25 protein-coding genes and 4 tRNA genes are annotated in these 26,767 nt (G+C 62.1%); 7 read left to right on the forward strand and 22 right to left on the reverse strand.

What is annotated here, in order from left to right:
- Positions 1–28 precede the first annotated feature (28 nt).
- The 7 genes from nuoF to JJ959_RS01110 all read right to left on the reverse strand — a co-directional run bounded on the left by nuoF (position 29) and on the right by JJ959_RS01110 (position 5,049).
- Positions 29–1,324 carry an NADH-quinone oxidoreductase subunit NuoF gene (gene nuoF, locus JJ959_RS01080; RefSeq protein ID WP_292879419.1) on the reverse strand — a complete coding sequence of 432 codons (1,296 nt, stop codon included), beginning with the start codon at positions 1,322–1,324 and terminating at the stop codon, positions 29–31.
- The gene (nuoE, locus tag JJ959_RS01085; protein WP_292879420.1) at positions 1,324–1,986 is read right to left on the reverse strand and encodes an NADH-quinone oxidoreductase subunit NuoE; all 663 of its coding nucleotides are present in this window, start codon (positions 1,984–1,986) and stop codon (positions 1,324–1,326) included. Before nuoE ends, nuoF begins: the two co-directional genes overlap by 1 nt.
- Positions 1,983–3,161 (reverse strand): NADH-quinone oxidoreductase subunit D, encoded by a 1,179-nt coding sequence (locus JJ959_RS01090; protein ID WP_193180367.1) that lies wholly within the window; start codon positions 3,159–3,161, stop codon positions 1,983–1,985. Before JJ959_RS01090 ends, nuoE begins: the two co-directional genes overlap by 4 nt.
- Positions 3,161–3,793, reverse strand: a complete 633-nt coding sequence (locus JJ959_RS01095; protein WP_292879421.1) for an NADH-quinone oxidoreductase subunit C — start codon at positions 3,791–3,793, stop codon at positions 3,161–3,163. The genes JJ959_RS01090 and JJ959_RS01095 overlap by 1 nt, the downstream gene beginning before the upstream one ends.
- 40 nt (positions 3,794–3,833) lie before the next feature.
- Complete coding sequence (locus JJ959_RS01100) at positions 3,834–4,373, reverse strand: NADH-quinone oxidoreductase subunit B family protein (protein WP_292879422.1); 540 nt, start codon at positions 4,371–4,373, stop codon at positions 3,834–3,836.
- An 8-nt stretch (positions 4,374–4,381) separates the two neighbouring features.
- The gene (locus JJ959_RS01105; RefSeq protein WP_193180364.1) at positions 4,382–4,747 is read right to left on the reverse strand and encodes an NADH-quinone oxidoreductase subunit A; all 366 of its coding nucleotides are present in this window, start codon (positions 4,745–4,747) and stop codon (positions 4,382–4,384) included.
- Positions 4,748–4,972: 225 nt separating this feature from the next.
- Positions 4,973–5,049, reverse strand: a tRNA-Asp gene (locus JJ959_RS01110).
- Positions 5,050–5,288: 239 nt separating this feature from the next.
- Between JJ959_RS01110 and JJ959_RS01115 the strand changes: the two genes are divergently transcribed.
- Positions 5,289–5,696, forward strand: a complete 408-nt coding sequence (locus tag JJ959_RS01115) for a hypothetical protein (RefSeq protein WP_292879423.1) — start codon at positions 5,289–5,291, stop codon at positions 5,694–5,696.
- Positions 5,697–5,715: 19 nt separating this feature from the next.
- Here the strand turns inward: JJ959_RS01115 and JJ959_RS01120 are convergent.
- The 9 genes from JJ959_RS01120 to JJ959_RS01160 form a co-directional block, all read right to left on the reverse strand.
- Positions 5,716–5,791 (reverse strand) — tRNA-Val (locus JJ959_RS01120).
- 86 nt (positions 5,792–5,877) lie between these two features.
- A complete protein-coding gene (locus JJ959_RS01125) occupies positions 5,878–6,150 on the reverse strand; it encodes an HU family DNA-binding protein (RefSeq protein ID WP_193180362.1) in 273 nt (90 codons plus the stop codon).
- Between the two features lie 267 nt (positions 6,151–6,417).
- Entirely contained in the window at positions 6,418–8,817 is a 2,400-nt protein-coding gene (gene lon / locus JJ959_RS01130) for an endopeptidase La (protein ID WP_292879424.1), read from the reverse strand.
- Between the two features lie 113 nt (positions 8,818–8,930).
- A complete protein-coding gene (gene clpX / locus JJ959_RS01135) occupies positions 8,931–10,208 on the reverse strand; it encodes an ATP-dependent Clp protease ATP-binding subunit ClpX (protein ID WP_193180359.1) in 1,278 nt (425 codons plus the stop codon).
- A 176-nt stretch (positions 10,209–10,384) separates the two neighbouring features.
- Positions 10,385–11,026 carry an ATP-dependent Clp endopeptidase proteolytic subunit ClpP gene (gene clpP / locus JJ959_RS01140; RefSeq protein WP_292879425.1) on the reverse strand — a complete coding sequence of 214 codons (642 nt, stop codon included), beginning with the start codon at positions 11,024–11,026 and terminating at the stop codon, positions 10,385–10,387.
- A gap of 79 nt (positions 11,027–11,105) precedes the next feature.
- Positions 11,106–12,617, reverse strand: a complete 1,512-nt coding sequence (gene tig, locus JJ959_RS01145; protein WP_292879426.1) for a trigger factor — start codon at positions 12,615–12,617, stop codon at positions 11,106–11,108.
- A 62-nt stretch (positions 12,618–12,679) separates the two neighbouring features.
- Positions 12,680–12,764: transfer RNA gene (locus tag JJ959_RS01150), tRNA-Leu, on the reverse strand.
- Between the two features lie 86 nt (positions 12,765–12,850).
- The gene (locus JJ959_RS01155; protein ID WP_292879427.1) at positions 12,851–14,269 is read right to left on the reverse strand and encodes a malonyl-CoA decarboxylase; all 1,419 of its coding nucleotides are present in this window, start codon (positions 14,267–14,269) and stop codon (positions 12,851–12,853) included.
- Positions 14,270–14,328: 59 nt separating this feature from the next.
- Positions 14,329–15,807 (reverse strand): NAD(P)H-hydrate dehydratase, encoded by a 1,479-nt coding sequence (locus JJ959_RS01160; protein ID WP_292879428.1) that lies wholly within the window; start codon positions 15,805–15,807, stop codon positions 14,329–14,331.
- Positions 15,808–15,943: 136 nt separating this feature from the next.
- Between JJ959_RS01160 and JJ959_RS01165 the strand changes: the two genes are divergently transcribed.
- On the forward strand, positions 15,944–16,330 hold the full coding sequence (locus JJ959_RS01165; RefSeq protein WP_292879429.1) for a DUF423 domain-containing protein: 387 nt from the start codon (positions 15,944–15,946) through the stop codon (positions 16,328–16,330).
- A gap of 9 nt (positions 16,331–16,339) precedes the next feature.
- Here the strand turns inward: JJ959_RS01165 and JJ959_RS01170 are convergent.
- A tRNA-His gene (locus JJ959_RS01170) sits at positions 16,340–16,416 on the reverse strand.
- A 93-nt stretch (positions 16,417–16,509) separates the two neighbouring features.
- A complete protein-coding gene (locus JJ959_RS01175) occupies positions 16,510–17,673 on the reverse strand; it encodes an aminotransferase (RefSeq protein WP_292879430.1) in 1,164 nt (387 codons plus the stop codon).
- A 182-nt stretch (positions 17,674–17,855) separates the two neighbouring features.
- Between JJ959_RS01175 and JJ959_RS01180 the strand changes: the two genes are divergently transcribed.
- The 4 genes from JJ959_RS01180 to glnA all read left to right on the forward strand — a co-directional run bounded on the left by JJ959_RS01180 (position 17,856) and on the right by glnA (position 21,979).
- Positions 17,856–19,022, forward strand: a complete 1,167-nt coding sequence (locus JJ959_RS01180; RefSeq protein ID WP_292879431.1) for a pyridoxal phosphate-dependent aminotransferase — start codon at positions 17,856–17,858, stop codon at positions 19,020–19,022.
- A gap of 21 nt (positions 19,023–19,043) precedes the next feature.
- Positions 19,044–19,799 carry an MBL fold metallo-hydrolase gene (locus tag JJ959_RS01185; RefSeq protein ID WP_292879432.1) on the forward strand — a complete coding sequence of 252 codons (756 nt, stop codon included), beginning with the start codon at positions 19,044–19,046 and terminating at the stop codon, positions 19,797–19,799.
- A 227-nt stretch (positions 19,800–20,026) separates the two neighbouring features.
- Positions 20,027–20,365, forward strand: coding sequence for a P-II family nitrogen regulator (locus JJ959_RS01190; RefSeq protein ID WP_193180346.1), 339 nt, complete (start codon positions 20,027–20,029; stop codon positions 20,363–20,365).
- Positions 20,366–20,569: 204 nt separating this feature from the next.
- On the forward strand, positions 20,570–21,979 hold the full coding sequence (glnA, locus tag JJ959_RS01195; protein ID WP_292879433.1) for a type I glutamate--ammonia ligase: 1,410 nt from the start codon (positions 20,570–20,572) through the stop codon (positions 21,977–21,979).
- A gap of 134 nt (positions 21,980–22,113) precedes the next feature.
- Here the strand turns inward: glnA and JJ959_RS01200 are convergent, their stop codons facing one another.
- The 4 genes from JJ959_RS01200 to JJ959_RS01215 all read right to left on the reverse strand — a co-directional run bounded on the left by JJ959_RS01200 (position 22,114) and on the right by JJ959_RS01215 (position 24,636).
- Complete coding sequence (locus JJ959_RS01200; RefSeq protein ID WP_292879434.1) at positions 22,114–22,986, reverse strand: DMT family transporter; 873 nt, start codon at positions 22,984–22,986, stop codon at positions 22,114–22,116.
- 108 nt (positions 22,987–23,094) lie between these two features.
- Complete coding sequence (locus tag JJ959_RS01205) at positions 23,095–23,730, reverse strand: ParA family protein (protein ID WP_193180340.1); 636 nt, start codon at positions 23,728–23,730, stop codon at positions 23,095–23,097.
- 54 nt (positions 23,731–23,784) lie between these two features.
- A complete protein-coding gene (locus tag JJ959_RS01210) occupies positions 23,785–24,186 on the reverse strand; it encodes a hypothetical protein (RefSeq protein ID WP_292879435.1) in 402 nt (133 codons plus the stop codon).
- 54 nt (positions 24,187–24,240) lie between these two features.
- Positions 24,241–24,636: an acyl-CoA thioesterase gene (locus JJ959_RS01215; protein ID WP_292879436.1), complete on the reverse strand. Its 396-nt coding sequence runs from the start codon at positions 24,634–24,636 to the stop codon at positions 24,241–24,243.
- A gap of 104 nt (positions 24,637–24,740) precedes the next feature.
- Here JJ959_RS01215 and parE point away from each other — a divergent pair, with 104 nt between their 5' ends.
- Positions 24,741–26,747 carry a DNA topoisomerase IV subunit B gene (gene parE / locus JJ959_RS01220; protein ID WP_292879437.1) on the forward strand — a complete coding sequence of 669 codons (2,007 nt, stop codon included), beginning with the start codon at positions 24,741–24,743 and terminating at the stop codon, positions 26,745–26,747.
- Positions 26,748–26,767: the final 20 nt, after the last annotated feature.

A 26,767-nucleotide genomic window follows, 5' to 3' on the forward strand; every position in this document is an offset into this window, starting at 1 on the left:
CCCCCGAGGCACTTCGTCGTCACGCGCATCATTCCGCGGCCTCCATGATCGGCTGTCCCGCCTTGCGGGCGGCGATCCGGCGCTCGACCTCCGGCCGGAAATGCCGAAGCAGGCCCTGGATCGGCCAGGCCGCCGCATCGCCGAGAGCGCAGATGGTGTGGCCTTCGACCTGTTTGGTGACTTCGTAAAGGGCGTCGATCTCCTCGACCTCGGCCTCACCGCGCACCAGACGATCCATGACCCGGTACATCCAGCCGGTGCCCTCGCGGCACGGGGTGCACTGGCCGCAGCTCTCATGCTTGTAGAAGTAGGAGAGACGCGCGATCGCCCGGACGATATCCGTCTGCTTGTTCATGACGATGACCGCGGCGGTGCCGAGACCGGAGCCGACACCGCGCAGGGTGTCGAAATCCATGATCACGTCGTCGCAGACCGATTTCGGCATCATCGGAACGGAAGATCCGCCCGGAATGACCGCCAGCAGGTTGTCCCAGCCGCCGATCACGCCGCCGCAATGCTTCTCGAGGAGTTCCTTGAGCGGAATGCCCATCTCTTCCTCGACATTGCACGGATTCTCGACATGGCCGGAGATGCAGAACAGCTTGGTGCCGGAATTCTTCGGCGTGCCGAGATCGGCGAACCAGCTCGCGCCGCGGCGCAGGATCTCGGGAACGACGGCGACGCTCTCGACATTGTTCACCGTGGTCGGGCAGCCGTAGAGGCCGACACCGGCCGGGAACGGCGGCTTCAGGCGCGGCTGGCCCTTCTTGCCCTCGAGGCTCTCCAGAAGCGCGGTTTCCTCGCCGCAGATATAGGCGCCGGCGCCGCGATGCAGGATGACGTCGAAATCGTAGCCCGTACCGCAGGCATTCTTGCCGATCAGACCAGCCTCGTAGGCCTGGTCGATCGCCGCCTGCAGGCGCATGGCCTCGTTGTAGAACTCGCCGCGGATATAGATGAAGGCGGCCTTCGCCCGCATCGCATAGCCGCCGATCAGGCAGCCCTCGATAAGCTTGTGCGGATCGTTACGGATGATCTCGCGGTCCTTACAAGTGCCCGGTTCGGACTCGTCCGCGTTCACCACCAGGTAATGCGGCTTGTCCTTCACTTCCTTCGGCATGAAGGACCATTTCACGCCGGTCGGGAAGCCCGCGCCGCCGCGGCCGCGCAGGCCGGACGCCTTGACGTCCTCGACGATGTCTTCCGGGCTGCGGCTCAGAATCTGCTTCGTGGTGCTCCAGTCGCCGCGCTTGCGCGCGCCTTCCAGGCCCCAGTCATGCCAACCGTAGAGGTTCGTGAAGATGCGGTCCTCGTCCCTCAACATCACTTCTCTCCCGTTTCGCCGGCACTGATTTTCGGATCGTAGGTCCGGGCGGCACCGTTGTCCTTGTAGGACAGCAGCGTCTGCGCACCCGCCTCCGGCTCGGAAACGTTGCGTCCGGAAAGCGATCCCGGCGCCGGGACCTCGCCCTTCTTCAGGGCGTCCAGCAGCTTCGCCGTGCTCTCGTAATCGGCGTCTTCGTAGAAATCGTCATTCACCTGAAGGATCGGCGCGTTGGCGCAGGCGCCGAGGCACTCGACCTCGAGCAGCGTGAACATGCCGTCCTCGCTGGTCTGGTGGTTCTCCAGACCCAGCTTGTCCTTGATGCACTTCATCACCTGGTCGGAGCCACGCAGCCAGCAGGGCGTCGTGGTGCAGGCCTGCAGGAAGTATTTCCCGACCGGCTTAAGGTTGAACATCGTGTAGAAGGTCGCGACCTCGAGGACGCGCATCTTCGGCATCTTCAGCTTTTCGGAGATGACGTCGATCGCGGCGAGCGGGATCCAGTTGTCGTGCTGACGCTGAGCCAGGTCGAGCAGCGGCATCACCGCGCTGGCCTGCCGGCCTTCCGGATACTTGGAGATGATCGCCTCCGCCTTCGCCTCGTTCTCGGGCGTGAAGGCAAAGCTCTCCGGCTGGTTTTCGGCGATGTCGATACCGCTCACCGGTCAATCTCCCCGAACACGATGTCAAGCGAGCCGATGATGGCGACCGTGTCGGCCAGCATGTGCCCCTTGGACAGGAAATCCATGGCCGCGAGGAAGGAGAATCCAGGCGCCCTGATCTTGCAGCGATAAGGTTTGTTGGTGCCGTCGGATACTAGGAACACGGCAAACTCGCCCTTCGGCGCCTCGACCGCCGTGTAGGTCTCTCCCGCCGGGACGTGATAGCCCTCGGTATAGAGCTTGAAGTGATGGATCAGCGCTTCCATCGAGTGCTTCATCTCGCCGCGGCTTGGCGGAGCGACCTTGCGGTCCTCGGTCTTGACCGGACCTTCCGGCATGTTTTCAGCAGCTTGCCGGATGATCTTCAAGCTTTCCCTGATCTCCTTGATGCGTACCAGATAGCGCGCATAGCAGTCGCCGGTCTTGCCGATCGGGATGTTGAAATCCATCTCGTTATAGGCGTCGTAGGGCTGCGACTTGCGCAGATCCCAGGCGAGGCCAGAGGCGCGGATGCAGGGGCCGCTGAAACCGATCGCCTGCGCCTCTTCGGCCGAAACGACGCCGATATCGACGGTGCGCTGCTTGAAGATCCGGTTTTCGGTCAGCAGGCTCTCGATGTCGTCCATCAGGGCCGGGAACGTCTCGGTCCAGGCCAGGATGTCGTCCAGAATGCCGGCGGGCAGATCCATCGCGACCCCGCCCGGCCGGAAATAGGCCGCGTGGAGACGCGCGCCGCAGGCCCGCTCGTAGAACTCCATGAGCTTCTCGCGCTCTTCGAAGCCCCAGAGCAGCGGCGTCATGGCGCCGACGTCGATGGCGAAGGTCGTGATGTTCAGAAGATGGTTCAGGATCCGCGAGATCTCGGCGTACATCACCCGGATATACTGGGCGCGCTTCGGCACCTCGATGCCGAGCAGCTTCTCGACCGCGAGCGCGTAGGCATGTTCCTGCGACATCGGCGCGACATAGTCGAGCCGGTCGAAATACGGCACCGCCTGCAGGTAGGTCTTGTACTCGATCAGCTTCTCGGTGCCGCGATGCAGCAGACCGATATGCGGATCGGCACGCTCGACAATCTCGCCGTCCATCTCAAGGACGAGGCGCAACACGCCGTGCGCGGCCGGGTGCTGCGGGCCGAAATTCAGCGTAAGCGGCTTGATCTGCGCTTCAGCCATCAGGAGGCTCCCTCTTCGGCCTGGTCTTCGGCCTTTTCGTCACCCGGAAGCAGCGAACGGGCGCCTTCCCACGGGCTCAGGAAGTCGAAGCTGCGGAAGTCCTGCACGAGCTTCACCGGCTCGTAGACCACGCGCTTCTGTTCGTCGTCGTAACGGACCTCGACATGTCCCGTCAGAGGGAAATCCTTGCGCAGCGGATGCCCCTCGAAACCGTAATCGGTCAGAAGACGGCGCAGGTCGGGGTGATCGGAGAAGAACACGCCGAACATGTCCCAGGTTTCCCGCTCGAACCAGTTGGCCGAAGGGAACACGCCGGTCGCGGACGGGACCGGCGTCTCTTCGTCGGTCGCGACCTTGACCCGGATCCGGTTGTTCTGCTGCACGCTGAGCAGGTTGTAGACCACATCGAACCGCAGCTCGCGCTCGGGGTAGTCGGTGCCGCAGATATCGACCAGACAACGGAACTGGCACTGCGAATCGTCGCGGAGGAAAGTCAGGACCTTGCAGATATGCTGCGGACGGGTCCGGAGAACCAGTTCGTCCAGCACGAAGCCGACCTCGACCAGCTCGGTCGAGAGCTGGTTCTTGAGATATTCCGCCAGCTCTTTCTGCGTTTCAGTTGGTGATGCCATGCTGTCGTCTGCCTCTGCCTGGCGTTAACTCGCGCCCGAATTACCGGGCGATGGTCGAAGTGCGCTTGATCTTCTTCTGCAGCTGGAGGAGCCCGTAGAGAAGCGCCTCGGCCGTCGGCGGGCACCCGGGGACGTAGACATCGACCGGAACGATCCGGTCGCAGCCGCGGACCACGGAATAGGAATAGTGATAGTAGCCGCCGCCATTGGCGCAGGAGCCCATGGAAAGCACCCAGCGCGGCTCCGCCATCTGGTCGTAAACCTTGCGCAGTGCCGGCGCCATCTTGTTGGTCAGCGTGCCGGCCACGATCATCACGTCGGACTGGCGCGGGCTCGGACGGAACACCATGCCGAAGCGGTCCATGTCATAGCGGCTGGCCGCGGTGTGCATCATCTCGACGGCGCAGCAGGCGAGACCGAAAGTCATCGGCCAGAGCGAGCCGCTACGGGCCCAGTTGAACAGCTTGTCGGCCTGCGCGACCACGAAGCCCTTCTCGTTCAGCTCGTCCCCGACCGCCTTCAGGATGGCATCCTGATCGGCGCCGGGAGGAATCGGGCGAAGATCCTGCGAAGTCTGCATGATGGCTCTTACTCCCACTCCAGGGCGCCTTTGCGCCACTCATAGACGAAGCCGATGGTCAGCACGCCAAGGAAGACGATCATCGACCAGAAGCCGAACAATCCGATTCCGCCGAGCGAGATCGCCCAGGGGAAGAGGAAGGCCACTTCGAGATCGAAAATGATGAAGAGGATGGCAACGAGATAGAAGCGGACATCGAACTGGCCGCGAGAATCGTTGAAGGCCTCGAAGCCGCATTCGTAGGCAGATACCTTCTCGGAGTCCGGACGCTGCTTCACTACCAGCAGCGAGCCGATCACCATCGCGAGGCACAGGCCGATCGCGACCACGAGAAATATCAGGATAGGCAAATATTCCCGGAGAATATCGCTCATATCGTCAGCTCTCTCTCATTCCCGGCGTTTTCTGGGGACTCCGGCGGAGCGCCCGACACCTTGTCAACGGGCGCACTATAGTTCCATCGGACGGCCAAGAAAAGCCCGTGTCGTGACTAGATTCTCGAAAGAAGCCTTTAAATTCCGGCGCTTGCAACGCGTTTTTCGGCGCCGGTCAAAGACCGCGCCGTGATGTTGCACGAACGAAGATTAAAAAGAGGTAAGTGGCGGGAGTGACGGGACTCGAACCCGCGGCCTCCGGCGTGACAGGCCGGCGCTCTAACCAACTGAGCTACACCCCCGTATCCGGGCCGCGGTGCCGTGTGTTTGGCGGCGCCCCCGACGAGGAGGCGCTTATGTACTTTGGGCCCTATGGAGTGTCAAGCGCGATAGGCCGGAAAAATGACTCTTTTTTTGACCGCTCTCTCCCAACCCACGGAAACAGCGGAAAGTCAGGCGAAAATTCTTTGTTCAACCGGGCTTGGGGCCACGCGTATGCTATCGGGCATGGGGAAATCAAACCAAATGGAACCGTCCGCCCATGATGACCGAACGCGATTATCAGCGCCTCAGCAAACTGGTCGCGATGCTTGCCAGCGACAATGACGGCGAAGTCCTGAACGCCGTCGATGCCATCAGCAACATCCTGAACGAATACGGCCTCGTCTGGACCGATCTGCTGCTGCCGCGCAAGTTCCTAAAGGTCCGCAATGCCCAGGCGGACGATCTCAAGGCGGAGCCGGCGGAAAGCGGACCGCTGGACCCGACGCAGGCGACTCCGAAGCAGATGTATGACGCGCTGATGCAGAGCCCGCGGGTCTCGATCGACACCAAGCGCGACATTCGCGACTACACGAAGGAGATTTCGGAGAATCGGGTCAGCCCGAAGACCCGCGCGGACCTGCAGGCCATGTATCGCTACGCGATCATGCAGGGGCGGCATATCTGAGGAAGTTTGCGGGTCGGGATGGTGGGCGCTGACGGGATCGAACCGCCGACCCTCTCGGTGTAAACGAGATGCTCTCCCAGCTGAGCTAAGCGCCCGACCGACGCCAGGAACAGGCCCTGACGAAAACGCCGCCCCTTCTAACAGGGACGGCGTGTCGCGAAAAGAAAAGAAATCTATTCGATCAATTCAGTGCGTCTTTGAGGCCTTTGCCAGCCTTGAATTTCGGCTGCTTGGACGCGGCGATCTTGATCTTTTCGCCGGTCCGCGGATTGCGGCCTTCGCTCGCGGCACGGGATGCCACGCTGAAAGTGCCGAAACCGACAAGCCGAACCTCTCCGCCGGACTTCAGCGCAGATGTAATGGAGTCGAGGACAGCGTCGACGGCCGAAGCCGCATCGGCCTTGGTCAGATCCGCAGACTCGGCAACAGCCGCGACGAGCTCATTCTTATTCACGTTATAGCCCCCCTATAAGAAGAAGAATCACCCAGAAATTGGCCGAATCTTCGGCCCAATCAGTGCGTCACTGTAAATCGCGGGAAATGCGGGCGTCAATCACGCAACCGGCGGATTTCCGCAGATCTGCGGGGATTCTCACTATTAACCAATCGTTTACGAATAAATTCAAGATAAATCAGGTTGATATAACAAGAGAAACCCCGGCGCTAAGGCCGGGGTTTCCACAGTCAGATCGGGCGCCGCTGCGCCAAATCCATAAAAATATCAGTGAGTCGTGAGCGACTTCTCACCTTTATCATCAGCCTTGGCAACCGGCTCGATGACAATATCTTCGGGATCGATCGGAACGAGCGGTTTTGTCAGCGCCGTCGCCAGCACCTCGTCAACCGAAGACACCGGAATGATCTCGAGGCCTTCCTTCACGTTGTCGGGGATCTCCGTCAGGTCCTTTTCGTTGTCCTTCGGGATCAACACGACCTTGAGGCCGCCCCGGAGCGCCGCGAGAAGCTTTTCCTTGAGGCCCCCGATCGGCAGGACACGGCCGCGCAAAGTCACTTCACCTGTCATCGCGACATCGCGCCGGACCGGAATCCCGGTCAGCACCGAGACGATCGAGGTCACCATGCCGACGCCGGCGGACGGACCGTCTTTCGGCGTCGCACCTTCCGGAACGTGGACGTGGATATCCTTGTTCTCGATGCTCTTCGGCGAGATGCCGAACATCAGGGAGCGGGATTTCACGAAGCTTTCCGCTGCCTGGATCGATTCGCGCATCACATCGCCAAGCTTGCCGGTGGAGATCACCTTGCCCTTGCCCGGGACGGTCACGGATTCGATCGACAGCAGCTCTCCGCCGACCTCGGTCCAGGCAAGCCCCGTGGTCACGCCGACCAGATCGGATTCCTCGACCTCGCCGTAGCGATATTTTCGGACGCCCGCGAACTTCTCGAGATTCGCCGGTGTGACCTCGACCTTCTTGAGACCCTCCATGAGGATCTCCTTGACCGCCTTGCGCGCCAGATTGGCCAGCTCGCGCTCCAGATTCCGGACGCCTGCCTCGCGGGTGTAATAGCGGATCAGGTCACGCAGCCCCTCGTCCGTGATCGACCATTCGCCCTTCTTCAGGCCGTGCTGCTCGATCTGCTTGCCGATCAGGTGGCGCTTGCAGATCTCGATCTTCTCATCCTCGGTGTAACCGGAGATCCTGAGAACCTCCATACGGTCGAGGAGCGGCTGCGGCATCCGCAGAGTGTTGGCCGTGGTGACGAACATGACGTCGGAAAGATCGTAGTCGACCTCGAGATAGTGATCCTGGAAGGTCGAGTTCTGCTCAGGGTCGAGCACTTCGAGGAGCGCCGAGGACGGATCGCCCCGATAGTCGTTCCCGAGCTTGTCGATCTCGTCGAGCAGAAACAGCGGGTTGGAGGACTTCGCCTTCTTCATCCCCTGGATCACCTTGCCCGGCAGGGAGCCGATATAGGTCCGCCGGTGGCCCCGGATCTCCGCCTCGTCACGCACGCCGCCGAGCGAGATGCGAACGAAGTTGCGTCCGGTCGCCTCCGCGATCGACTTGCCGAGCGAGGTCTTGCCGACGCCCGGAGGGCCGACCAGACACAGAATCGGGCCCTTCACCTTGCCCGTGCGCTGCTGCACGGCGAGATATTCGAGGATCCGTTCCTTGACCTTCTCAAGCCCGTAGTGATCCCGATCGAGAATCGATTCCGCGAGCTTGATGTCTTTCTTGATACGGGACCGCTTCTTCCACGGAATCGTCAGCAGCCAGTCGAGATAGTTGCGCACGACCGTCGCTTCCGCCGACATCTGGCTCATGTTGCGGAGCTTCTTGAGTTCCGCGTCGGCCTTCTCACGCGCTTCCTTGCTGAGCTTCGTCTTGCGGATCCGCTCCTCGAGCTCGACCAGTTCGTCGCGGCTGTCGTCGGTCTCGCCGAGTTCCTTCTGAATGGCCTTCATCTGCTCGTTCAGATAGTACTCGCGCTGGGTCTTCTCCATCTGCCGCTTGACGCGGTTGCGAATGCGCTTCTCGACCTGCAGAACGCCGATCTCGCCTTCCATGAAGCCGTAGACCCGTTCCAGCCGGTCGATCACGGTCTCGCTCTCGAGCAGTTCCTGCTTCTCGGCGATCTTGAGCGCCAGATGGGACGCTATCGTGTCGGTCAGTTTCGCCGGGTCCTCGATCTGGTTCACCGAGACCAGAACCTCCGGCGGGATCTTCTTGTTGAGCTTGATGTACTGCTCGAACTGCGAGACCACGGCGCGGGCAAGCGCCTCCTTCTCCGGTTCGTCGCTGTCCGCGTCGGTCATGACCTCGGCGTAGGCCTCGAAGAAGTCCTCGTTGTCCTTGAAATCGGTGATGCGCGCACGCTGCACGCCCTCGACCAGAACCTTGACGGTCCCGTCGGGGAGCTTGAGCAGCTGCAGCACGGTTCCGATGGTGCCGACAGTGTAGATCTCGTCCGGCGAGGGATCGTCGTCGGCCGCGTTCTTCTGCGTCACCAGGAGGATCTGCTTGTCATCTTTCATGACGTCTTCGAGGGCGCGTACGGATTTATCGCGGCCGACGAAGAGCGGCACGATCATATGCGGAAAGACAACGATGTCGCGCAGCGGAAGGACGGGATAGCTCGCGGTGCCTGTCTCTTTCATCAGTCTTTCAACTCGCTCCCCTCTTCAGAGCGGCTGACCGGATGGGGAAAGAGTCCGGGCCAGCCCTTGCAGTTAAGTGGCGCTAGCTTCGGCCCGGTTCAAGGCTGGTCGTGTCAAGCACTCGATCCGACATCTCCGCGCCGGTCCGCATGGACCATGATCGGCAGCGCGCCGTTCTCGACGACCTCGCCGTTGATGATGATCTCCTCGACATCTTCCATGCCGGGCAGATCGAACATCGGGTCGAGCAGGATACCTTCCATGATCGACCGCAGGCCGCGGGCGCCGGTCTTGCGCTCGATCGCCTTCTGGGCGATCGCCTGCAGCGCCTCCTCGCGGAACTCGAGGTTGACGTTCTCCATCTCGAACAGGCGCTGATACTGCTTCACCAGCGCGTTTTTCGGCTTGGTCAGGATATCGACCAGGGCGTCGTTATCGAGATCCTCGAGCGTCGCGACGACCGGCAGACGGCCGACGAATTCCGGAATGAGACCGAACTTCAGCAGATCTTCCGGCTCGACTTCGCGCAGGATCTCACCGGTCCGGCGGTCGTCCGGCGATTTCACGTCGGCACCGAAACCGATGGAGGAGCCCTTCGAGCGATTCGAGATAATCTTCTCGAGCCCGGCGAAAGCGCCGCCGCAGATGAACAGGATGTTGGTCGTGTCCACCTGCAGGAATTCCTGCTGCGGGTGCTTGCGGCCGCCCTGCGGCGGAACCGAGGCGACCGTGCCTTCCATGATCTTCAGCAGCGCCTGCTGCACCCCTTCGCCCGAAACGTCTCGGGTGATCGAGGGGTTGTCGGACTTGCGGCTGATCTTGTCGACCTCGTCGATATAGACGATGCCGCGCTGCGCGCGCTCGACATTATAGTCGGCGGCCTGCAGCAACTTCAGGATGATGTTCTCGACATCCTCGCCGACATAGCCGGCCTCGGTCAGGGTCGTCGCGTCCGCCATGGTGAAGGGGACGTCGATGATCCGCGCCAGGGTCTGCGCCAGCAGGGTCTTGCCGCAGCCGGTCGGTCCGACGAGCAGAATGTTGGATTTCGCCAGCTCGACATCGTTGTTCTTGCTGGAGTGCGAGAGCCGTTTGTAGTGGTTGTGCACCGCAACGGAGAGAATCCGCTTCGCGTACGGCTGACCGATCACATAATCGTTCAACACTTCCATGATATCGCGCGGTGTCGGAACCCCGTCGCGCGATTTGACCAGCGTGGTCTTGTGCTCTTCACGGATGATGTCCATACAGAGTTCGACGCACTCGTCGCAGATGAAGACCGTGGGGCCCGCAATCAGTTTGCGGACCTCGTGCTGGCTCTTGCCGCAGAACGAGCAGTACAAGGTGTTCTTCGAATCACCACCGTTCGTGCTTCCGCCGGATTTGCTCATCTTACCCACATTCGTTACGGGACGGCTGATTGGTCATGTTAGCCAAAGGCGGCGAAGCCGCACAATGCGAAAAAATCACATAGCAATTGGCGACGCGGCACTCCTCTGGCGGATGCGGACCGCAAGACGTCCCCGTAAGCCATCATCGACGGGGACCGGTCCGCATTCCAGAATGCTTAGCTCTTGCCGGACTCGTCTTTGCCGTCGACCGGCCGCTTGTGCACGACTTCGTCGATCAGGCCGAACTTTTTGGCGTCTTCCGGCACCATGAAATTGTCGCGTTCCATCGCGGTTTCAATCTCATCGAGCTTACGGCCGGTATGCTTCACGTAAATCTCGTTCAGACGCGCACGGGTCGCCAGGATCTCGCGGGCGTGGATCTCGATATCCGTCGCCTGTCCCTGGAAGCCGCCGGACGGCTGGTGAATCATCACTTTCGCGTGCGGCAGGCAATAGCGCTTGCCCTTGGCGCCGGCGGTCAGCAGCAGCGAGCCCATGGAGGCGGCCTGACCGATGCAGACGGTGGAGACGTCCGGGCGGATATATTCCATCGTGTCGTACATCGCGAGACCGGACGAAACCACGCCGCCCGGCGAGTTGATGTACATCGAGATGTCCTTGGTCGGATTCTCGGCTTCGAGGAACAGCAGCTGCGCGCAGACGACGCTGGAAATGGCGTCGTTGATCGGGCCGACCACAAAGATGATCCGCTCCTTCAGCAGGCGGGAGTAGATATCGTAGGCCCGCTCCCCGCGGTTGGTCTGCTCGACCACCATGGGGACCAAGGAGTTCATATAGATCTCTGCGGGATCATGCATTTCAGTCGGCCTTCTTGGGTTACGTCGCGTTCAGGTCTGTGCAGATCATATGGGGCTTTTCGCCCCATACAACACCCCCTTATGCGTCGTCGGAGTCCTTCTTCGCGGCGGTCTTCTTCGCGGGAGCTTTTTTCGCCTGCGCCTTCTTCTTCTCGGCAGGCTTCTTGGCTGCCGCCTTCTTGGCCGGCTTCTTCTCCGCGCTCTCGCCCTCTTCCTCTTCCTTGAAGAGGTCTTCCGCGCTCACCGTCTTGTCGGTGACCTTGGCCATCTCGACGATGAAATCGACGATCTTGTCCTCGAGCAGCGGCGCACGGATGTTGGCCTGGGCCTGCGCGTTCTGCTGATAGAACTGCACGACCTGCTGTTCCTGGCCCGGATACTTCGTCGCTTCCTGATAGATCGCCCGCGCCACCTCCTCATCGGTGATGGAAATGTTGTTCAGGCGGCCGACTTCCTGCAGCAGCAGTCCGAGACGAACCCGGCGCTCGGCGATGCCGCGATACTCGGCCTTCTCCTCGTCGCTCAGACCTTCGTCGGCCGCATGCTCGTGGTGATGATGATCGTGATCGTGATCGTGATCGTGATCATGGTCGTGATCATGATCATGGTCGTGGTCATGATCATGCGCCCGCGGCTTCACCGCATTGCAGATCGCCTGGTACTCGGCATCGACCATGCCTTCCGGCACGCCGAAATCGTGCTTGCTTTCGAGCGCATCGAGCAGCGTGCGCTTCAGCTTGGCGCGTGCAGCACCCGCATATTCTTGCGACAGCTGGCCCTTGATCGCTTCCTTGAGGGTGTCGAGATCGTCCATGCCGAACAGCTTGGCGAACTCGTCGTCGATCACCGGATCGGTGGTCTCGCGGATCTCGGTGACCTCGGTCTCGAACACCGCGTCCTTGCCGGCGAGCGTTTCCTGGCCGTAGTTCTCCGGGAAGGTCACCTTCACGTCGACCTTGTCGCCCGCATTCACGCCGACGAGCTGATCCTCGAAGCCCGGAATGAAGGTGCCCGAACCAAGCTCAAGATGATGTCCCTCGGCCGCACCGCCGTCGAACGCGACACCGTCGACAGTACCCTTGAAGTTGATGACGACGATGTCGCCTTCCTTGGACTTCCGCTTGCGCTTGATCGGCTCGGAGGTCTTGTGCTGCGAGGCCAGCTTGCCGATCGCCTCATCAAGCTCCTTGTCGCTCGGCTCGGCGGTCAGGCGCTCAATCTCGAGAGTAGAGAAATCCACCGGTGTGATTTCCGGCATGATGTCGACGCTGAGGTTGAACTCGAGATCGCCACCTTCCTCGAACGAGGTGATTTCGATCTGCGGCTGCGTGGCGGCACGCAGCTCACGCTCTTCCAGCGTCTTCTGGGAGGTCTCGTTGACCGTCTTTTCCAGGACTTCGCCCATGACGGACGGGCCGTAACGCTTTTTCAGAAGCGCCACCGGCACCTTGCCCGGACGGAAGCCCGGCATGCGGATGGTCGGGGCGAGCTGCGTCAGGCGCGCATCGACCTCGCCATTAATCGTCTCGGCGGGAATCACGACCTTGAATTCGCGCTTCAGGCCTTCGGAGGAAGTTTCGGTAACCTGCATTGGTTTTGCTCAATCTGCTTCGTCTGCGTACGCCCACGATCTCGCGCCATGGCCTAGCCCGGTGGTGCGGGTGAAGGGACTTGAACCCCCACGGCTTTCGCCACCAGAACCTAAATCTGGCGTGTTTACCAATTCCACCACACCCGCGGACCGCTGGCGTCCATGGAGGCGCCATGTCGTATTGGACCGGCATGGCTATCCGAACCGGGGGAGCGCGTCAACACTTATGGGTTTCAGTCGCGAACGAGCGGTTTCACCGAGGAGGAAACGGCGATTTTTCCGGAAGCGGAATAGGCCCCGCTGTTGGTCTCGATATCGGATAGACGGTAGAGATAGTTGATCATCATCCCGTGGGCCTGCGCGATCCCCTTCTTCGAGGTGTCGCCGAGCCAGTTCAGCCGCTCCATACGGGCCCCGTTCGAAAGGTGGAAATGGGCCACCGGATCCTTCGCCTTGCCGTCCGGCCGGCGATCTCCATAGAGGTACCGCGCCGCCAGCCTGGTAACCGGGCCTTTCAGCGCCGCCGCCAGATGCTCGTCTTCGAACCATTTCGTCCGGCCGAGCGCTTCGCTCAGCATCGCTCCGTCGGTCTCGCCCTCGACGATCTGGGCAAGCGCCTTGCGTTCCGCGTTGGTCAGCTCGAAACCATCTTCGTCCAGGGTCTTCGCGCTCCATTTCGAGAGCCCCGGAATCGGCGAGAGCGTGGCGAACTTCTTCAGGTTCGGGAAATCGTGCTGCAGCACCTCGACGACCCGCTTGATGAGGAAATTGCCGAAACTGATCCCGACAAGGCCCTTCTGCGCGTTGGAAATCGAGTAGAAAATCGCCGTTGTGGCCGCCGAGACGTCCCCCTTCGGCGCATCCGCGTCGAGAATGTCATGCACGTTGGCCGCCATTTCCGGCAGAAGCGCAACCTCGACGAAGATCAGCGGCTCGTCCGGCATCGCCGGGTGGAAATAGGCGAAACAGCGCCGATCGGAATCGAGACGGTTCTTCAGATCGTCCCAGGAGCGGATCTCGTGCACGGCCTCGTAAGCGATCAGTTTTTCAAGGATCGCCGCCGGGCTTTCCCAGGTGATCTGCTTCAGCTCGAGCAGCCCGACATCGAACCAGGCGGAGAGCATGTCCTGGAGATCGTCCGAAAGCGCCCTGATCGCGGGCTCGCTACGGGCATGCTCCAGCATGACGACGCGCATATCGACGAGGAACTTCACGCCCTCCGGAAGCGTGGTGAAGCGCTTCAGCAGACGCCGCCAGCGCGGTTCCAGCGTCCGGCGGAGTTTCGCCTCGGCCTTCGCACGTGCTCCGTCGTCCTTCGCCGAACGGACCGCGTCCATCGCCTGATCGACTGCCTCCCGATCGACGCCGTAATTCTCCGCCAGAAGCTTCAGGAAGCGGAGCTGTCCGGTCGGATCCAGGGCGAGATATGTCCGTCCGAGCCCCGCGGCACGTGCCCGTGCGGAAACCTCGTCGGAGCGGACCGTGAGGCAATCCTCCATCTGCTGGTGGACGCGCTCGAGATCCTCTTCGGGGAGTTCCGGGCGGGGCAGCCCGGTGATCATGTAGCGGGTGGAATCGGACAGCCCGGACCATGCCTGGCGCAGGTTCGAGAGGGTCCGGTCGATGAAGCTGGTCGGTTGATCGTTTGGCATGGCTTTAAGATGGCTCAGCTCCGCAATGCCTTCAATGATCTCTTGATGACTCCTTGGTGTCATCTCGTCGCAGAAAGGAGTGACGCCAGGATCGCCGGGAACTGTTCCGGCAGATCCTCAGCGATCAGGCCGGGCCCGAACCGGTCGGCCGCCGCACCATTGATCCAGACCGCCGCCGCCGCGGCTTCGAAGGCGGGCATGCCCTGCGCGAGCAATCCGAGAATCGTACCGGCCAGAACGTCTCCCGTGCCGCCGGTCGCAAGCCAGGGCGGCGCATTGCCGTTGATGGCCGCCCGCCCGTCCGGAGCGGCTATGACCGTATCCGGTCCCTTGAGTACAAGCACCGCCCCCATTTGCAGCGCCGCTGCCCGCGCTCTTTCGAGCTTGCTGCCCGCAAGCGCCGGAAACAGGCGCCGGAACTCGCCTTCATGGGGCGTCAGCACGACCGGCCCCTTGATCAGGTGGGCGAGGCCGGCCGCATTCCCCGACCAGACCGTCAGGGCATCGGCATCGAGGACGACCACCTTGCCCGTCCGGAGCGCGGCGGCGGAAAACGTGCGGGTGCGCCCGATGACGCCGTGTCCAGGGCCGACCAGGACTGCGTTCTTGCGCGCGTCCGCGAGGATCTGTTCGAAGTCCTGCAGCCCATCGACCGGCAGCACGATGGCGCCGGGCGCATCGGCGGCGAACAGACTGCAAACTTCCGGCGCGGCGGCTATGCTCAGCAGCCCTGCTCCAGCCCTGCGGGCGGCCCGCGCCGCGAGGCGCCCGGCCCCGGTCATCGGTCCGCCGCTGACGACGGCGTGGCCGCGCGTGTATTTGTGACTGTCGGAGCCCGGCGCCGGGAACAGGTCCCGCCAGAGAGCCGGCCCGTTCTCGAAGCATTTCGGGTCGATCGCCCGCAAGACATCCGGAGCGATCCCGATATCGGTCACCGCGAGCTCCCCCGAGAGCGACCGGCCGGGTTGGAGGAGATGCCCCGGTTTCTTGCGGAAAAACGTCACTGTCAGAGCGGCCGGTACCGCAATGCCCCTCACCGCACCGCTATCTCCGTCGACGCCACTCGGCATGTCGACAGCAACCGACATGAGCGTTCCGGCCGCGACGCGGTCTTTAGCTGCCGTCAAGAAACGCAAGGCAGCGCCCTCGATGTCGCGCGCAAGCCCGGCGCCGAAGAGAGCGTCCACGAACAGTTCGGCGCGTTCGAGCTGAGCCGGATCGAGCTCCGGAGCCGCACCGTCCCAAGCCGTCGCCGCCAGTGCGGCATCGCCCTTGAGTGCGGCCAGCCCACCAAACAGCGCAAGCTCCACTTCCCAGCCCGCCGCGCGCAACAGCCGCGCGACGACGAAACCGTCGCCGCCGTTATTGCCGGGACCGCAGGCGACGAGAGTCCGCCGGGGCGAAAACCGGGCCATGGTTGCATCCGCGACGGACTGGCCGGCCGCCTCCATCAGCTCGATGCCCGGCACACCGCCTTCGATCGTTCTCCGGTCCGCCTCTCCCATTTCCGAGACGGAGAGCAGCGCCAGCTCGTCCACGACATTCCCCCGATCCTGATCCGGCCCGGCAATTCGCCGCAGCCGCCAGCACTTGTCATTGGCCAAGGATATGTCGAGAGTTCGCCCCGTGGAATGCGCTTATCCGCCTCAACCGCGACCGGCATCGGACCTGTAGATGATTATTCTGACGCGATTTCTATGGCTCGCCCTCGGACTGCTCGGTCTTTCGGCAGTGGCGCTCGGAGCCTACGGGGCACACGCGGCCGGGTTCGATCAGGTCGCACGGGACCGCTTTTCGACCGCCCTGCTCTACCACCTCGTCCATCTCGCAGGTCTCGCGGCAGCCCTGCTGCTCGCCGGGCATTCCGGACCGAGACTGCCGCTTGGCAGCGCCCTGCTCTTCGTCGCCGGAACCGCGTTCTTTTCCGGATCGCTCTATGCGAGCGCCTTCAGCGGCGGCGCAACGACGACCGAGCTCGCGCCGCTCGGAGGCACCTGCTTCATGGCCGGCTGGCTCGCCCTCGGCGTGGCCGGGGCACGTTCTGTCAGAAAACAGTTGTAATAGGGAGAATGGGGCGAGTGATGGGTCTTGAACCCACGACCTCCAGATCCACAATCTGGCGCTCTAACCAGCTGAGCTACACCCGCCACATGTTCGCTCGCGTCACCGCGAGGGCCGATTACCTACTGTAACAAGGTTGGTCCGTCAACCGATTTACCGTGCGAATTGACGGGTAATTTCTAACCGCCGAAATGGGCCGAGAGCCTGGCGACGGCATCATCGAGAATGGTGTCCTTCTTGGCGAAACAGAAGCGAATGAAATTCTTCGGCGCCTCGCCATGAAAGAAGGCGCTGACGGGCACGGCCGTCACCCCGGCCTCTGTGGTGATGTGGCGGCAGAAGGCGACATCGTCGCCGTCAAACCCGAGACCGGAAATGTCGACGAACTGGAAATAGGTGCCTTCGCACTCGACGCAGTCGATGCCGTTGATCCTGCTCAGGCCATCCGCGAGCCGATCCCGCTTCGCCTGCATGGAGTCGCGCAGCCCGTTGAAATAGCTGTCGTCCTGCTCAAGCCCGAACGCGACGGCGCGCTGCAGGTTCGGTGCGGTGGTGAAGACGAGAAACTGGTGCGCCTTGGCAATCGGCTGCAGCAACTCCGCCGGCGCCGTCAGGTAGCCGACCTTCCAGCCGGTCAGCGAGAAGGTCTTGCCGGCCGAGCCGATCCGCACCGAGCGCTCGCGCATGCCCGGAAGCGTCATCAGCGGATGATGGCGGCGCCCGTCGAACGCCATGTGCTCGTAGACCTCGTCACAGACCGCGTAGCAATCATGCGCGATCACCGTCTCGGCAATCGTCTTGAGTTCTTCCTCGGTGAAGACCTTCGACGCCGGGTTCATCGGCGAATTGATCACCAGCAGCTTCGTCTTGTCGTTGAACGCAGCCTTGAACGCCGCCACATCGAGCTTCCATTCCGGCGGACGCAGAGTGACGACACGCGGGATGCCGCCTGCACGGCGAATGATCGGCAGATAGCAGTCATAGGTCGGTTCGATCAGCACGACCTCGTCGCCGGGCTCGATCAGGCCGAAGAAGCAGGCCGCGAGACCTTCTGTCGCACCGGTGCTGACCATGACCTCGGACTGCCAGTCCACATCGAGCCCGTAGAACCGCTTGTTATGTTTGGCGACAGCCTCGCGAAGCTCCGGAACGCCGAGCATCGGCGGATACTGGTTCGGCCGGTCAAAGAGGAATTCCGAGGCCTTTTTCAGCACCGGATCGGGGCCGAGATCGTCCGGAAAGCCTTGTCCCAGATTGATCGACCCGTGCTCGATCGCCAGCCGCGACATGACCTCGAATACGGTCGTCCCGTAAGAGGATAGCAGACTGTTGGCAGGCTTCATCGGGGTCACTCCGGCAAGGGCCCAGGCAAAAGAGAGCGATGGCGATTAGCCCAAGGCCACGTCCTTGGCAAGGTTTCCCGCTTCCACGCGGCGAAACGGCAGATTGTGAGTGTCCCGACTCGCCGTTATAAGGTCGCCGGAGAAAACAATAATTCGCCGATAAATTCGGAAGGAACAGGGATATGACGAAGCTGGCAGAACGGCTCAACCATCTCGGAACGGAAACGGCCTTCTCAGTGCTGGCGCGCGCCAATCAACTCGCGGCGCAGGGGAAGAGCATCATCAATCTCGGCATCGGCCAGCCCGATTTCCGGACTCCCGACAATATTGTCGAGGCCGCGGTCAAGGCACTGCACGACGGCCATCACGGCTACACCCCGGCCAACGGTATCCCGGCCCTGCGGGAAGCGGTCGCCGCCAATCTCGAGCGGCGCCACGGCGTCGCGATCGATCCGGGCCGCGTGCTGGTGGTTCCCGGCGGCAAGGTCACCATGTTCCTCGCGATGATGATCTTCGGCGAGGAAGGTGCCGAGATCATGTTCCCCGATCCGGGCTTCCCGATCTACAAATCGGCGATCGAGTTCTCCGGCGCCAAGGCGGTCTCGATCCCGTTGCGCGAAGAGAACGGCTTCGCCTTCTCCGCGGAGGAAGTGCTTGCCGGCATCACCGAACGCACCCGGCTGATCATCGTCAACAGCCCGGCCAACCCGACCGGCGGCGTCGTCCCGCGGGAGGAATTCGACAAGCTGGTCGCCGGCCTGCAGGCCTGGCCCGACGTCGCCGTCATGAGCGACGAGATCTATAGCGAGATGCTCTACGACAACCGCGAGCATGTCAGCCTGCTGCAGTATCCCGAAATCGCCGACCGCCTGATCCTGCTCGACGGCTGGTCGAAGACCTATGCGATGACCGGATGGCGGCTCGGCTATAGCGTCTGGCCGAAGGACCTCTTCCCGCACGCAGAGAAGCTCTGCGTGAACATCCATTCCTGCGTCAACGCGGCGGCCCAGTATGCCGGCCTCGAGGCTCTGACGGGCCCGCAGGATGCCGTCGGCGAGATGCTCAAGGCGTTCGACGAGCGGCGCAAGGTGATCGTCCGCGAGCTGAACCAGGTCCCCGGATTCCGTTGCATCGAGCCGGGAGGCGCTTTCTATGCCTTCCCGAACATCGAAGGCACCGGCATGAAGGCTCAGGCCCTGCAGGAAAAGCTGCTCGAGCAGGCCGGTGTCGCCGTCATCGCGGGCACCAGTTTCGGTGGCCATGGCGAAGGCTATCTGCGCTTCTCTTACGCAAACTCGACGGAAAACATCGTCGAGGCGATCAAGCGCATCAAAGCCTGTCTCGCCTGATCTGCCCGGAAGTTCCCCGGAATGGACGCAGCCGGCGACATCACACTGACCTTCGTCGGCTGCGGCGACGCGTTCGGCAGCGGAGGGCGTTTCAACACCTGCTTTCACGTCGAGACGCCGGAGACACGCTTCCTGATCGATTGCGGTGCGAGTTCCCTGATTGCCATGAAGGCGCTCGGGCTCGACCGCAACCGGATCGAGACGATCCTGATCACCCACTTCCACGGCGATCATTTCGGCGGAATCCCCTATTTCATGCTCGATGCCCAGTTCTTCTCTAAGCGAACCGGGCCACTGACCGTCGTCGGCCCGCAAGGGCTGAAGGAATGGATCGAACGGGCAATGGAGACCGCCTTCCCGGGCTCATCCCGGACGCGTCAGAAATTTCCGCTGGAGCTGATCGAGATCTCACCGGGTGAAACCAAATCGGTCGCGGGCCTAGACATTCTGGCGGAACAGGTCGTCCACGGCCCGCCGGACGGACCGTTCCTCGCCTATCGCGTAACCGCGTCTGGAAAGGTGATCGCCTATACGGGCGACACCGAGTGGACGGATACGCTGATCCGGATCGGGCGCAAGGCGGACCTGCTGATCGCAGAGGCCTATTTCCGTGACAAGCAGGTTCCCTTCCATCTCGACCTTGCCGCCCTGGAAAAACATCTGCCGGCCATCGAGCCGAAGCGCCTGATCCTGACTCATATGAACGACGACATGCTGTCCAGAAGATCAGCTCTGGACTACGAAACCGCCGAGGACGGGATGGTGCTGAAGATCTGATCCGAGCGCTGCGAAGATGCCCGATTTCCAATGCGCCCAATTGTTGGCGCCTAAAAAATAGGCAGGCGCTTATAATTTGCGCAGAAGATGCGTTCGAAACTTGAACCCTGGTTTAATTAACAATTGCTTTTCAATGCGTTACGAAACATCCACGGCTTGGCACGGAGTGTGCTATTACCGGCAGCGTGACCCGCGCGGCGGGACATCAACAGAAGAGCACTGAAGCAATGAAAAAAGTCGAAGCCATCATCAAGCCCTTCAAGCTCGACGAAGTGAAGGAAGCGCTGCATGAGGTTGGCATCCAGGGAATCACGGTAACCGAAGCCAAGGGGTTCGGGCGCCAAAAGGGGCATACCGAACTTTACCGAGGAGCCGAGTACGTCGTCGATTTTCTCCCGAAGGTGAAAATCGAGGTCGTGATGGAGGACTCCCTGGTCGAGCGTGCGGTGGACGCTATTCAGTCCGCAGCCCGCACCGGCCGCATCGGCGACGGAAAGATCTTCGTTTCCGGGGTCGATGATGTCATCCGTATCCGAACCGGAGAATCCGGGGGCGATGCCCTTTAATTAGGGCTATGAACCCGTTCCGCCTTTACCGGAGGAACGAAACGCCCGCTCTGATGTCAGGCGGGTAAACAAATGGCTGGACCGCCCGGGGAGAGGGCACCGCCGAAACAGGGACGCGATGCCGGCGGCATTCGGTCAACCAGGCACAGGTTGTCCAAGCGCCGACAAGGCAGCGGCCCGTTTAAGTAGTCAGGAAGGAAGACTATGTCTGATGTGAATGCCGTAATGAGCATGATCAAGGAACATGATTGCAAGTTCGTTGACCTGCGCTTCACAGATCCGCGCGGCAAGATGCAGCACGTGACCCAGGCCATCGAGACGATCGACGAGGAAAGCCTCACCGAAGGCTTCATGTTCGACGGCTCCTCCATCGCCGGCTGGAAGGCGATCAACGAGTCCGACATGGGCCTGAAGCCGGACCTCTCGACCGCTCGCGTCGATCCGTTCTTCGCGCAGCCGACCCTGATGCTGTTCTGCGACATCCTGGATCCGATCACCGGTCAGCCCTACGAGCGCGACCCGCGTTCGACCGCGAAAGCCGCGATCAACTATCTGAACAGCCTCGGCATCGGCGACACCGCCTTCTTCGGCCCGGAAGCCGAGTTCTTCGTGTTCGAGGACGTGAAGATCAAGACCGGCAGCAACGTCGGGTACTACGAACTCGATCACCCGGAACTCCCGGCCAACTCCGCCCGCGCCTATGAAGAAGGCAACATGGGTCACCGTCCGGGCGTCAAGGGCGGCTACTTCCCGGTCCCGCCGGTCGACAGCGAACAGGATCTGCGCAGCGAAATGCTGGCGGTCATGGGCGAAATGGGCGTGCCGATCGAAAAGCACCACCACGAAGTCGCCCCGGGCCAGCACGAGCTCGGCATGAAGTTCGGCACCCTGCTGGAAACCGCCGACGCCCTGCAGCTCTACAAGTACGTCGTGCACAACGTCGCGCACGCCTACGGCAAGACCGCGACCTTCATGCCGAAGCCGATCGCCGGCGACAACGGCTCGGGGATGCACGTGCACCAGTCGATCTGGAAGGACGGCAAGCCGCTCTTCGCGGGCAACGGCTACGCCGATCTCTCCGAGATGTGCCTCTACTACATCGGCGGCATCATCAAGCACGCCAAGGCCATCAACGCCTTCGCGAACTCCACGACCAACAGCTACAAGCGTCTGGTCCCGGGCTTCGAGGCGCCGGTTCTGCTGGCCTACTCCTCGCGTAACCGCTCGGCCTCCTGCCGTATCCCGTTCGTGAACAGCCCGAAGGGCAAGCGCGTCGAGGTCCGGTTCCCGGATGCCGCCGGCAATCCGTACCTGATCTTCTCCGCCATGCTCATGGCCGGTCTCGACGGTATCCAGAACAAGATCCATCCGGGCGACCCGATGGACAAGGACCTCTATGACCTGCCGCCGGAAGAGCTGGCCGAAGTTCCGACCGTCGCCGGCAGCCTCCGCGAGGCTCTGGAATGCCTCGATGCGGACCGTTCGTTCCTGACCCAGGGCGATGTCTTCACCAACGACCAGATCGATGCCTATATCGAGCTTAAGATGGAAGAGGTCATCAAGTTCGAACAGACCCCGCATCCGATCGAATTCCAGATGTACTATTCCTCCTAAGACGGCCGGGGGCCGGTTCGCCGGCCCCCTCGTCTCAGGAGACCGCAAGTCCTCCCGCCGGTGCGCTTATGGCCGGCGGGCGGCTTCCTCCCAAAACTCGGGCCGCCTCGCGCGGCCCGTTCTTTTTTTCTGGATCAGGCTGTCCGGGGACGAATGAACGCGATCGCGAGACCGCTCGTCACGATCATTCCGCCGCCGATCAGGAGATGCAGCCCGGGGACCTCATCGAAAAACAGCAGACCGAACAGCGCGGCATAGAGCAGCGTGCTGTAATAGAATGGTGCAATGAAATTCGCCTCCCCGATGGCCGCCGCCTTCAGAAAAAGCAACTGGCCACAGACCATGATGGAGCCGACCCCGACGAGGTATGGAATCTGGTCAGCCGTCGGCATCTGGAGAAACGGGAGGGCCGCCAGCCCCGAAATGATCAGGCCAGCCAGATTATTGATCGCGAGAATGGTCAGCGGCCGATCCGTCTGCGCCAGCATGCGGATCGTCACCACTTCGGCGCCGACGAGAATGGCGGACAGCAGTGCGATCAGGGCGCCCGGCTGAAGCACGCCTGCCCCCGGCCGGGTCATCACGACAACGCCCGCGAGCCCGACGGCCGCGGCCAGCCAGCGGAGCGGGACGAGTTTCTCCTTCAGCACCAGGATCGCGAAGCCCATCGCAAAGATCGGGCTTGTCCAGGCAATGGCGAGGGCATCGGCAAGCGGCATCATGCCGACCGCGGCAAACGACGCAGCGACGCCGGCGGCACCGAAGGCCACCCGTATGCCGTGCTTTACCGGAATACCGGTGCGGAACACGCCCCTGCCGCGATGGACAACGAAAGGCAGCAGGGTGAGAAACCCGAACAGAAAGCGTGAGAAAGCAATCTGGACCGGATGCAGAGCGGGTCCGGCCTCAAGTAACTGTACGCCCTTCGCGCAGGCATTGGCCCCGGCAAAGAAGGCGCAGGAGACGACAACAAGAAGCGCCGTCTTCAGTGCAGATCCGATGTTCATGTTCCTGTCCCGGTCACTCCTGAAGGCCCGCGGATAGTCCGCATCTCCAAGAGACCCGGCAACGAACAATGCGGGTGCCGACGCGTGCAAAAATGTTCAACGCGCGGTTCAGCCGCCGAGACGTGTTTCCTCAATGAAGTCGATCAATGGCTGCAGGTCCATGACATGCTCGTAGGCCCGGCGGCTGGGCAGTTCCATGATCGATTTTCCTTCCGCCGCCGCCTGCGCGAAAAGCTGCGTGTCGCGCAGGGTCGCGACTTTCGGAAAACCCAGGTCCTCGAGGAACGCCTCGAGGCGATCCGCTGCCTTCGTCCGCAGCCGGACGCGGTTCCCGACAAAGGCGACGGCGCGCTTGTTCTTCCGGATCGGTTTAAGACCTGCGAGCTGATCCATGAAATGCCGGGTGCCGTCCTCGTCGAATGCGGAGGGAAGAACAGGGATCACGATCACGTCAGCCTGCTTTACGACATCCTTCACCACGTCCCGACTCATGGCCGCGACACAGTCCACCACAAGAATCTCGGTTTTCTTGCGCGGCTTGGCACCCTCTGCCTCAAGATCGACTCCGCGGATCTTCGGCAGATCCGCCGGCCGCCGCCGCAGCCAGGAGAGCGAACTCTGCTGTGTATCGAGATCTCCAAGCGCTGTGTCCAGGCCCCTTGCGGCGTAGTGCGCGGCCAAAGTCGTCGCAAGTGTCGTCTTTCCGGCTCCGCCCTTGGTATTGGCGACGGCTATGGTGAACATCGTTCCTCCGTACTTTCGTCCCGGCGCAGAACCGGGAACCTGCTTCGGCAGAGATTACGGAAGTTCGACTTCGAAATCCCGGCCGCCCTTCCCGTGCTGACTGTCGCGCGCCCTGACGATCACGCGAGTCACTCCAGCCGGAATAGAAACGCCGGAGAGCGACCTCGTGAAAGGTTGTTCGTCGACATGCGGGTGATAGAGCACCCGCTCGCCGAGCAATGTCCCGTCAGGGGCATGCACTGTCCAGGCATTGGCGTAATGGTCCCACCCCGTATCCGCGTGACAGACGGTCACGTGGAACGTGTATGTCCCGCCCGGGGCACGCTCGACACGAACATTTTCGACATCCGCCTCACCGGCCCGAACGGCATCTGCTCCAAAGACCGGGAACAGCAACAGGATCGCGGCGGCAATCCGGAATGGACCGCACCGACGCAACGTGAATTCAGCGATCATCTCGCCCTCATATGCGCACAAAGTACGCCTTTGAAAAGCCGGATGCAACCGGACTCAGACGCTTTCCAGCTTCCGCTTCCGGCCGCTCGCGTCAAGGGCGACGAAGGTAAACTGCCCTTCGGTCACAAGAACTTCATCGAGATGGTATTCCCCGGAGCGGATCGCCCAGGCCTCGATCTTGTAGGTTAGCGACGTCGTGCCCTGCTTCTGAAAGCTGGCATAGCAGCAGAGGATGTCGCCGACCTTCACCGGCTTATGGAAGGTCATCGCTTCGACGCCGACCGTGGCGACGCGGCCCTTTGCACGTTGCGCCGCAGCCGTGCCCCCGGCTATATCCATCTGGCTGAGCACCCAGCCGCCGAAAATATCGCCGCTCGGGTTCGTGTCCGCGGGCATGGCTATGGTGCGGACCTGCAGGGTCCCGACCGGCTGTCTCTCGTCTTGCGCCATGACCACTCCTGATTGCTTGGCGAGCATGGACCATATCTTGTAGTATTTGCCCGAGCGACTACAGGATAAATGCATTTTCTGACCTTCGAGGACCTATTCGCCACATGTCGGACCTGTTCCAGAGCAACGCTGCCCGTAGCGACGACGACTATTCCGCCAAGGATATCGAGGTTCTCGAAGGCCTTGAGCCGGTGCGGCGGCGGCCGGGCATGTATATCGGTGGCACGGACGAACGGGCGATGCACCATCTGGTCGCGGAAGTGCTCGACAATTCCATGGACGAAGCCGTCGCCGGATTCGCCAGCCGGATCGAGATCGACCTGTCGTCCGACATGACCGTGACGATCCGCGACAACGGTCGTGGCATCCCGGTGGACCCGCACCCGAAATTCAAGGACAAGTCGGCGCTGGAAGTCATCCTGACCACACTGCATGCCGGCGGAAAATTCTCCGACAAGGTCTATAGCACCTCGGGCGGCCTGCACGGCGTCGGCATCTCCGTCGTCAACGCGCTTTCCGACGACATGGAAGTCGAGGTCGCGCGCGACAAACAGCTCTTTGCCCAGCGCTTCAGCCGCGGCTTTCCGCAAGGCGGTCTGGAGAGCCGTGGTGCGGTGCAGAACCGGCGCGGTACCACGGTCCGCTTCCATCCCGACGCGGAGATCTTCGGGCGCGCCCGTTTCCGTCCGGCGCAGCTCTACCGCATGGCCCGTTCCAAGGCCTACCTGTTCAAGGGCGTGGAAATCCGCTGGTCCTGCGACACGGCACTGATCGGCGAAGGCGACGACACACCGGCAGCGGCCACCCTGCACTATCCGGGCGGTCTTTCCGACTTCCTCACAAGCACGCTCGGCGACCGCGCGCTGATCGGCGAGGCCTTCGCGGGCGACAAGGACGACAGCGAGACGCGCGAGCGGGTCGAATGGGCGGTCACCTGGCCGGACGACAATGATGACGGCTTCATGCACGCCTATTGCAACACCATCCCGACGCCGAGCGGCGGCACCCACGAAGCCGGTCTCCGGACCGCCCTGCTTCGTGGCATCCGCGCCTATGCGGAGATGGTCGGGGGACAGAAAAAAGCGGCCCAGATCACCTCGGACGATGTCATGGGCGGCGCCTGCATCATGCTCTCGGTCTTCGTGAAGGATCCGCAGTTCCAGGGTCAGACGAAGGAGAAACTCGTCAGCGCCCATGCGACCAAACTGGTCGAGCAGGCCGTGAAGGACCATTTTGACCATTGGCTTTCCGCCACGCCCGAGACCTCGAACAAGCTTCTCGAGCGGATCCTCGAGCGCGCCGAGGACCGCCAGCGGCGACGGCAGCAGAAAGAAGTCTCGCGCAAGACGGCAACCCGCAAGCTCCGCTTGCCGGGCAAGCTCGCGGACTGCTCCAGCTCCGATACCGAGACGACGGAAATCTTTCTGGTCGAGGGCGACAGCGCCGGCGGCTCCGCCAAGCAGGCGCGCGACCGCAAGACCCAGGCGATCCTGCCGCTGCGCGGCAAGATCCTGAACGTGGCGAGCGCCTCGTCAGAAAAGCTGCGTGCGAACCAGGAGCTTTCCGACATCTCGCTCGCGCTCGGCTGCGGTTCGGGCAGCAGCTACAGCTCGGAGAACCTGCGCTACGGCAAGGTCATCATCATGACCGACGCCGACGTCGACGGCGCTCACATCGCCTCTCTGCTGATGACCTACTTCTTCCGCGAGATGCCGAAATTGGTGGAGGAAGGTCATCTCTACCTTGCCCTTCCTCCGCTCTACCGACTGACCCAGGGCACGAAGTCGGTCTATGCCCGCGACGACGCGCACCGCGAGGAACTGATCCGGACCGAACTGACCGGCCGGGCGAAGATCGAGGTCTCCCGCTTCAAGGGCCTCGGCGAAATGCCGCCGGCGCAGCTCAAGGAAACGACGATGGATCCGGAAAAGCGCATCCTGCTTAGGGTTTCGGTCCCGCCGTCACTGAAAAACGCCGATCCCGCCAGCGACGACGCAGAGGCGCGCCGCGTGCTTGAGGATACCGTCGAGACGCTGATGGGCCGTAAGCCGGAGCTACGGTTCCAATTCATTCAGGAGAATGCGAAGTTCGTCACCGACCTCGACGTCTGAGGCCGCGGCGCTGTACTTTT

It is taken from the genome of Nisaea sp. (genome assembly GCF_017640745.1).
Taxonomy (GTDB): domain Bacteria; phylum Pseudomonadota; class Alphaproteobacteria; order Thalassobaculales; family Thalassobaculaceae; genus Nisaea.